The sequence below is a fragment of the Nocardia sp. NPDC060220 genome, assembly GCF_042727815.1.
Taxonomy (GTDB): domain Bacteria; phylum Actinomycetota; class Actinomycetes; order Mycobacteriales; family Mycobacteriaceae; genus Nocardia.
This window is the reverse complement of the sequence record NZ_JBHWZY010000689.1, coordinates 1-3,780: the sequence shown is the minus strand read 5'-3', so window position 1 is coordinate 3,780 and position 3,780 is coordinate 1. Positions and strand designations below refer to the sequence as shown.

Here is a 3,780-nt window from a genome sequence, read left to right as displayed (position 1 = left end):
CCTCGAGGGCGCGGCCGGGCTGGAGTGCACGCTGGGCGGACCGGCGTTGCGGTTCGCCGAGCCGGCGTGGGTGTGTGTGACCGGCGCGGTCGCCGATGTCCGGGTGGACGGCGTCCCGGTCGAGCAGTGGCGGACCGTCGAGGTCCCGGCGGGCGGCGTGCTCGATGTCGGCGCGATCCGGGGCCCCGGCATGCGCACCTACATCCTGATCGCGGGCGGTATCGATGTCGACGAGTTCCTGGGCAGCGCAGCGACATTCACACTCGGCAAGTTCGGTGGCGGAACGGGTGCCGCGTTGCGCGCCGACGATTCGCTCACGCTGGGCGCGCCGTCGACCCGCCGCGCCCCCGCCGTCCCGATGGCCGACCAGCCCGCCTTCGCGCATCGTTGGGAACTCGCCGTCACCGAGGGCCCCCACGGCGCACCGGAGTTCTTCACCCGCAACGACTTCGACACCATCATCGGAACCGACTACGAAGTCCACTTCAACTCCGATCGCACCGGCGTCCGCCTCATCGGCCCGAAGCCCGAGTGGGCCCGCACCGACGGCGGCGAAGCGGGCTTGCATCCGTCGAACATCCACGACAACGCGTACACCGTCGGCGCCCTCGACTTCACCGGCGATACTCCGATCCTGCTCGGCCCGGACGGCCCCAGCCTGGGTGGATTCGTCTGCCCGGTCACCGTCGTCGCCGCCGATCGCTGGAAACTCGGCCAACTCACGCCGGGCGACAAGGTCCGCTTCGTCCCCATCCGTTCCGAACACGCCGCCCCCGCGGCGGAACTCGGCGCTCGTCGACGCGCTTGCTTCGGCACCGTCCTTTCGGCAGGTCGCGACGGCGACGACGGCATCCTGCGCCGCACCGAAGTCGACGACGAGACCGGCGTGACCTACCGCCGCCAAGGCGACGACGGCGTGCTCGTCGAATACGGCACGCTCACCCTGGATCTCGGACTTCGGGCCCGCGTCCACGCCCTGCACCAGCACCTCATCGCGATCGGGTTGCGTGGCGTCATCGAGCTCACCCCGGGGATTCGCTCACTCCAGATCAGGGTCGACCCCGCTGTCCTGCCGATCCCCCGCCTGCTCGACCTCCTCGCCGAGGCCGAGGCGCAGCTGCCGAATTCCGATCAGCTGGTCGTCCCGAGTCGCACGGTCCATCTCCCGCTGTCCTGGGACGACCCCTCCACCAGGGAAGCGATCACCCGCTACATGCACGGCGTGCGCGCCGACGCCCCTTGGTGCCCGTGGAACATCGAGTTCATCCGACGCATGAACGGCCTGCCTTCCGTCGAGGATGTCTACAAGACGGTCTTCGATGCCGAATACCTGGTCCTCGGCTTGGGCGATGTCTACCTCGGCGCCCCCGTGGCCACCCCGACCGACCCCCGCCACCGCCTCGTCACCACCAAATACAACCCGGCCCGCACCTGGACCCCGGAGAACGCGGTCGGCATCGGCGGCGCCTACCTGTGCATCTACGGCATGGAAGGCCCGGGCGGCTACCAATTCGTGGGGCGCACCACCCAGGTCTGGAACCACCGGGCACGCCCGAGCGGCACTGCGGGCCCCGGCGTCGACCGCTTTTCCACCGACCCCGAAACCCCGTGGCTTCTGCGTTATTTCGACCGCATCCGCTGGCACCCGGTCGAGGCGGACGAGCTACTCGACCTTCGCGCGGATTTCGCGGCGGGCAAGGTGGACATCACCACCGAGAACGGCGACTTCCGCCTGGCCGACTATCGCACGTTCCTGGCGGACAACGCCGACTCCATCACCGACTTCCGCACCCTGCAGGCGGGAGCCTTCGCCGAGGAACGCCAATCCTGGCGCACCGCGGGAGAACTCACCGACTGAGGTACGTCAGGCAATGAGAACAGTTTTCCCCGACGCGTGCCCTTGCTCGAACGCGGCCATGGCAAGGGCCGTGTCGGACAAGGGGAACCGCCGCTCGATCACCGGCCGCAACTTTCCGGAGACGGCCAATTCGGCCAGGTATCGCAGGTCGGCGGTGGCGGGTCGCATGAGCAGTGCCTTCAGGGTCTGTCGCGCGAACAGGTCGGTGAGTGCCACCTGACCGAGCCATCGGATCGGGCCGAACCAATTGTTGCCCGGCGCGGCGGCGGAGGAGATGAACACACCGTCCACGGTCAGCACGCGACGGATTTCGCGCAGTTCACGGTTGCCCGCGAGGTCGAAGATCACATCGTAAGGAACGTCTGTCAGAGTGAAATCATCTGTGGTGTAATCAATTACGACATCGGCACCGATATCGCGCACCATGTCGATATGCCGGGTGCTACACACCGCCGTCACGTGCGCGCCGAGCACCTTCGCGATCTGCACCGCGAAACTGCCCACCCCACCGGACGCACCGTTCACGAGCACCCGCTGTCCCGGCCCGGCCTTGCCGATGTCGCGCAGCCCTTGCAAGGCCGTCATTCCCGAATCCGGTATCGCCGCGGCGTCTTCCAGGCTCAACCCAGCGGGGACAGCGGCGAACGAACCCGCGTCCGCGCACATGTACTGGGCGAACCCGCCGCTGGGGACCGCACCGAAAACCCGATCACCCACCCGGAATTCAGCGACCGAGGCGCCCACCGCGACGACCTCGCCCGCCGAGTTCTGCCCGATCATCCGACGCCTGGGCCTGCGCAACCCGAATCCGAGCCGCAGCAGGTACGGCGTCCCGGTGAGCAGATGCAGGTCCCCGCTGCACAGCGACGCCGCCCGCACCCGGACCACCACTTCCCGGTCCCCCGGCGTCGGCCTCGGCACGATCTCGGTCCGCAACACTTCGCCCCCGCCGTATCGGGGCGCGATCCAGGCGGTCATCGAGGCGGTATCGACATCGGTCATGAGAACTGTCCCTCATCTCGCACTTACAGCGTAAGTCTCTGAGACGAAACGGTACGCTTACGCCGTAAGTAGGTCAAGGAGAGGACGCCCATGCCGACGCGCACCCCACTCACCAGGGAACGCGTCCTACGCGCCGCCATCGACCTCGCCGACCAGCAGGGCCTGGCCGCCCTGTCGATGCGCAACCTCGCCAAGACCGTCGGTGTGGAGGCGATGTCGCTGTACAACCACGTCGCCAACAAGGACGACCTCTACGACGGCATCATCGACCTGGTGGTCGCGGAGATCTACGTCCCCCGTGCGGGCGGCGACTGGCAGGCCGAACTCCGCCGCCGCGCCGCCTCTGCCCACGAGGTCCTGCTGAGCCACCGCTGGGCCACCGGCCTGCTCGGCTCCCGCATCAACGTCGGCCCCGCCATGCTGCGCTACGTCGACGCCACCCTCGGCTGCCTGATCACCGCGGGCTTCACCTACGAACAGGCCGACCGAGCCTGGAATGCCCTGGACAGCCACATCTACGGCTTCACCGTCCAGGCCATCAACTTCCCTCTCGACCCCTCCGAATACGCTTCGGCGGCACAACAATTCCTTCCGCTCGTTCCCGCCGAAACCCATCCCCACATGCACGCGCTGGCCGCGCGCGTCATCGCCGGAACCCACTCCGGCGCGGCTGATTTCACCTTCGGCCTCGAGCTAATTCTCGAGGGGTTGGCCGGTCTGCTCCCCCGCTGACAACGGCGTGGTGATCAGATACAGATCTCCACGCTGCCCAACGGGAAGCACAATGCCACCGATCCGACTTCCGATGCTGTGGGAGGCGCGGGCACGGCAGCCGAGGCCGCGGGAGCGGCGACAGCGCCAAGAGCCAGAACGATGGCGGCAGCGGCGGCCGCCTTGCTGATCTTCGCGGACATGGGGAG

Annotated in this window: 3 protein-coding genes; 2 read left to right on the top strand and 1 reads right to left on the bottom strand. The window is 68.1% G+C overall.

Annotated features, from left to right (window positions below; translation table 11 throughout):
- The coding region (locus ACFWF3_RS27715) for a carboxyltransferase domain-containing protein (RefSeq protein WP_379316362.1) at positions 1-1,858 on the top strand (1,858 nt) is incomplete at its 5' end.
- Positions 1,859-1,864: 6 nt separating this feature from the next.
- On the opposite strand, the gene ACFWF3_RS27710 is transcribed toward ACFWF3_RS27715, so the two are convergent.
- Positions 1,865-2,860 carry an NAD(P)-dependent alcohol dehydrogenase gene (locus tag ACFWF3_RS27710; protein ID WP_379316360.1) on the bottom strand — a complete coding sequence of 332 codons (996 nt, stop codon included), beginning with the start codon at positions 2,858-2,860 and terminating at the stop codon, positions 1,865-1,867.
- A gap of 90 nt (positions 2,861-2,950) precedes the next feature.
- Between ACFWF3_RS27710 and ACFWF3_RS27705 the strand changes: the two genes are divergently transcribed.
- Positions 2,951-3,592, top strand: a complete 642-nt coding sequence (locus tag ACFWF3_RS27705) for a TetR/AcrR family transcriptional regulator C-terminal domain-containing protein (RefSeq protein ID WP_379316358.1) — start codon at positions 2,951-2,953, stop codon at positions 3,590-3,592.
- Positions 3,593-3,780 lie beyond the last annotated feature (188 nt).

Bases quoted from the DNA above. Each gene is read 5' to 3' on its own strand.
- ACFWF3_RS27710 (WP_379316360.1), bottom strand. From the start codon at position 2,860: ATGACCGATGTCGATACCGCCTCGATGACCGCCTGGATCGCGCCCCGA.
- ACFWF3_RS27705 (WP_379316358.1), top strand. From the start codon at position 2,951: ATGCCGACGCGCACCCCACTCACCAGGGAACGCGTCCTACGCGCCGCC.